Raw genomic sequence first — 3,603 nt, forward strand, 5'->3', positions numbered from 1 at the left:
TGAAAAAGGGTAACACCACCTTGTTTGCCCTTATTCAAAAAAAGATTATTAGAGACCTTTGCATAAATAGGGATGATTAGTAAAATCCAATTTTTGCCCAATTGGTGATTTCTTTAAACCTTGTCCTAGCAGGGCTAAGGCTGGGTTTAAAAAATCGCCAAGTGGGTGAAAAGTGGGTTTCTGATGATTGTTCCTATTTATGCAAAGGTCTCTATTAACAAAAAAATAATGGGAAAACCAAAATTTAGCATCCAGTCAAATAGGGAAAGTGCATAGCATCTCCTTTTCACCCTAGTTGTAAATAGGTGTTATTTCATTTATAAATAAAATAACGACAAAGTAGTATAAAATTATTGGTTCTATTTTCTGTGTTTTTACAACACAATAAAAAACTAAAAAAATAACCATGCACAACTTTGAAGATATAGTAAAAAGATGTTATCAAAAAAATAGCGATGAAGAGATCAGTAATGGCTCTATAGAACATGCAAAAATATTAGCTGACTATCTTTTTCGTTATGCAAAAGAAAAGAATAAAGACATTAAAATTGTTACTGGATCATTAGACGAGAGGTTTTATAACAAGTTTTCTGGTATTGTTAAAGAAATTTTAACTAAAAATAAAGTTTCAATTATTAGCGAAAAATCATACGAAGACAGTAGTTTTAGTCAAGAAATTAAAAAATCTGCCAATGGCACCATTAAGATTATCAGTAAAGACGACAAGGTTACTTCTCTGCCTCATTTTATTTTGGTTGGAGATTGCGCATACAGATTAGAAACTGATGATAGATTAAAGTTGGCAACAGCATCTTTTAATAGACCTAGTATTGGACAATTTCTTTCAGATATTTTTGATCGTTTTAAATAAAAATATTTATGGAAATATTTTATGGAATAGTTACCACTACTTTAGTGGTTTTATCTTCATTTACTTTAGCAATATTCCAATTTTTGGCAACTGCTATAATCAAAAAAGCACAAGACTCTCATAATCGTTTATCAAGATACACTAATTCAGAAAATGAACTAACTCATCAGTGCGATGCTACTGCTATATATGATTTAACTGCTCAATACGACAGATTAAAAAATAGCTTCAAACTGCTAGAGAGAAATTTTGAAATGGAGTTTATTCTCTTGCTGATAGTGGTTTTTCTTTCTGCTGTTTCTATTCTTTTGGTTTTACTGCAAGGAATATATAAATTTGAATGGATTTCAGTAAAAATTATTTTTAGTATTGATTTGCTTGCAATTGGTGTTTATCTGTGTGCCTTTATTACATTTACAATTAGGTTATATAAAAGAAACAATGAAGTTAAAAAGCATGTAAAAAATATAGATGATTTTTTAACCAGGATAAAAATATCGGACAAAATACTTAATAATACTAACAAAAGTTAATTTCTTAGATTTTTTATAATTAAAGCCAAGCGAGGCAAACAATGCTTGGTTGTAGCGTCACATCTGTTAAAAATGTAGAGTTGTTATTGCTTTATATTGCCCCATTCTCATACAAGGCACCGCCCTTTTATTCGAATAAATTACACTCTGACCTTAATTGTATCTCGTTTTCAGAATCCAGTTTGAAAATGCATACTGCCAAACAACAACCCCACCAAAAAAAATTGCTGTAAAAAAGGGTGGCATCCCAGAATGTAGAAGTAAACAGGAAACTTATACGCTTGTCGCTCTATTCATGACGATTCATTTTGGTAAAAACTTGCTCAATTTTTTGTTCTAAAGCTAGCAAACTAAAACCTCGAACTTCTTCAATAAATTTTTGCTCCATAAAAAATACTTGCACTACGGGTAAAGAAAATACGCCGTGTTGAGCGCAAATTTCTTGTGCATGTTGACAATCAATATAAACTAGGGTTAAAGCGGGGAATTTATCAGAAAAATTGGCGTTAATTTGTGGCTTGATGGTTTGGCATACGCCACAATTTTCACCACCAAATAAAATCAATATTGCGTCTTTTTCACGCTTTAAAGTGTCTAATTGCGCTTGATTGTGGATACTGATCACAGTTTATTTTGTAATTGGGTGAAAAACACTTCAAAACTGGGTAAACCTAACTGCGCCTCTCTTTGTTTTTGCCCCCACATCGGCTCTGGGAAATAACTGTCCGTTTCAAAACGCGCCATAATGTGCCAGTGGACTTGGGGCAATAAGTTTCCAAAAGAGGCGATATTAATATTATCTGCGTTGAAATAACTTAATATTAACTTTTCAGTAATATCAAGCACTCTAAAAAATCTCAGCCTTTTTATCGGCGGTGCATTCGCTAAATTCTTTGATTTTTCGTTGGGTAAAAACTTTCACCCATGGGAGTTCACTAAGTTCAATCTCAACTTTGATTAAATTATTTTGAAATATCATCACTATTTAATGGCTTTATCACACCTTTTTCTACTAAAGAATCCAGCGCCTCCTTAGCTTTATACGCATGATCACTATCTTTAGATAGAGACAATTCCTTAAGTACAGAGTCTATATTACCTACATATTTCCTCAACGATTCGCTGATACTATCATATTTCATCAAAAAATCAAAAGTCTCTTTGAAGTATCTTGCGTCGCTTAATATATACTGCTTTATCTCTTGTTTCTGAATTTGAGATAGAGCCTTTAACGCACTATTCTTGCCACTTTCTATAACATCACGCATCAAACCTATTATTTTCTCACTAGAGTTGATAGAGTTTTGTTGATTTGTAGCAGTGCATTGTTTGTAATACTCACCTAATTTTGGATCAAAATCTAAAAGTTCTTGTGCGTGTCCAGAATAATCATCTCGTATCCAGCCAATATTATTCTCGATAAAATCCTTTAAACATTTAAGAGCAAAGTCATGATATTGTGCTTTATTTTTAACATCTAGTGTCTCTAATTGCTCAATATAAAATATAAATGCTCTAGGGTGTAGATATGTATCTTTAGCAATAATAATTTTATTTCCTTGTTCTTTCAAAATATTCCATAAATCTGATACATACACTTCATTCTTATACTGCATATCATATAGATGCTTATCTTGCTTTGCTCGAATATCTTTATATATAGAATATAAACTCTGATTATTGATTTTAGATCTAACAGTCTCGTTAAAAAATTCTTCATCAATAAGTGAGGTTTGGCAATATTCAAAAAGTTTAGAAACAATATCACTTTTCAAGAAACAGGCTTCGCCATAGAATTTATGTCTATTACTAATTAAGGACAATAAATCTTCATATTTCTTATTTTTCTTTAATTTATCAGAGGCATCAGATACAGACAGTATCCTTTTATGTGCATATTCTATAAGTTCAAGAAAAGAAGAGGTCTGTGCGTTAATGGCGGCAATTTCGATAATACTGCCCACTATCTCAGTTGTAACTTCTGGCACATCTTTAATATCAGACTCAATAAAAGAGAAATCATTTAATGCATTTATAATTCGACTAATAACCCTTATATTGTTTACCTTATGCTCTGTTAAATAATGTTGTAGTGGATAATCTTTAAAGGCGGTTAATTTATCTTGCAATATCTCTAACGATTCAAAGGGTCTTGGATCATAACTAAATTCATAATCAATCAACTTTTCTTTATATTTA

6 protein-coding genes are annotated in these 3,603 nt (G+C 31.3%); 2 read left to right on the forward strand and 4 right to left on the reverse strand.

Features of this window, described 5'->3' with window-relative positions:
* The first annotated feature begins 406 nt into the window (after positions 1 to 406).
* Together BBROOKSOX_RS09505 and BBROOKSOX_RS09510 are read left to right on the forward strand one after the other, a co-directional pair.
* Entirely contained in the window at positions 407 to 871 is a 465-nt protein-coding gene (locus BBROOKSOX_RS09505; RefSeq protein WP_139661396.1) for a hypothetical protein, read from the forward strand.
* An 8-nt stretch (positions 872 to 879) separates the two neighbouring features.
* Positions 880 to 1,404, forward strand: coding sequence for a hypothetical protein (locus BBROOKSOX_RS09510; protein ID WP_139661399.1), 525 nt, complete (start codon positions 880 to 882; stop codon positions 1,402 to 1,404).
* 289 nt (positions 1,405 to 1,693) lie between these two features.
* Here the strand turns inward: BBROOKSOX_RS09510 and BBROOKSOX_RS09515 are convergent, their stop codons facing one another.
* From BBROOKSOX_RS09515 to BBROOKSOX_RS09525, 4 genes are all read right to left on the reverse strand, one after another.
* The gene (locus BBROOKSOX_RS09515; RefSeq protein WP_139661402.1) at positions 1,694 to 2,029 is read right to left on the reverse strand and encodes a thioredoxin family protein; all 336 of its coding nucleotides are present in this window, start codon (positions 2,027 to 2,029) and stop codon (positions 1,694 to 1,696) included.
* Positions 2,026 to 2,250, reverse strand: a complete 225-nt coding sequence (locus BBROOKSOX_RS12425) for a hypothetical protein (RefSeq protein ID WP_306821347.1) — start codon at positions 2,248 to 2,250, stop codon at positions 2,026 to 2,028. The genes BBROOKSOX_RS09515 and BBROOKSOX_RS12425 overlap by 4 nt, the downstream gene beginning before the upstream one ends.
* A gap of 1 nt (position 2,251) precedes the next feature.
* Complete coding sequence (locus BBROOKSOX_RS12430) at positions 2,252 to 2,383, reverse strand: hypothetical protein (RefSeq protein ID WP_306821348.1); 132 nt, start codon at positions 2,381 to 2,383, stop codon at positions 2,252 to 2,254.
* On the reverse strand, positions 2,367 to 3,603 hold a 1,237-nt coding region (locus BBROOKSOX_RS09525), incomplete at its 5' end, for a hypothetical protein (RefSeq protein WP_218973724.1). The genes BBROOKSOX_RS09525 and BBROOKSOX_RS12430, both read right to left, overlap by 17 nt.

Source organism: bacterium endosymbiont of Bathymodiolus sp. 5 South (assembly GCF_900128535.1).
GTDB lineage: Bacteria > Pseudomonadota > Gammaproteobacteria > PS1 > Pseudothioglobaceae > Thiodubiliella.

Coding starts and splice junctions, on each gene's coding strand:
- BBROOKSOX_RS09505 (WP_139661396.1), top strand. CDS start 407: ATGCACAACTTTGAAGATATAGTAAAAAGATGTTATCAAAAAAATAGC.
- BBROOKSOX_RS09510 (WP_139661399.1), top strand. CDS start 880: ATGGAAATATTTTATGGAATAGTTACCACTACTTTAGTGGTTTTATCT.
- BBROOKSOX_RS12430 (WP_306821348.1), bottom strand. CDS start 2,383: ATGATATTTCAAAATAATTTAATCAAAGTTGAGATTGAACTTAGTGAA.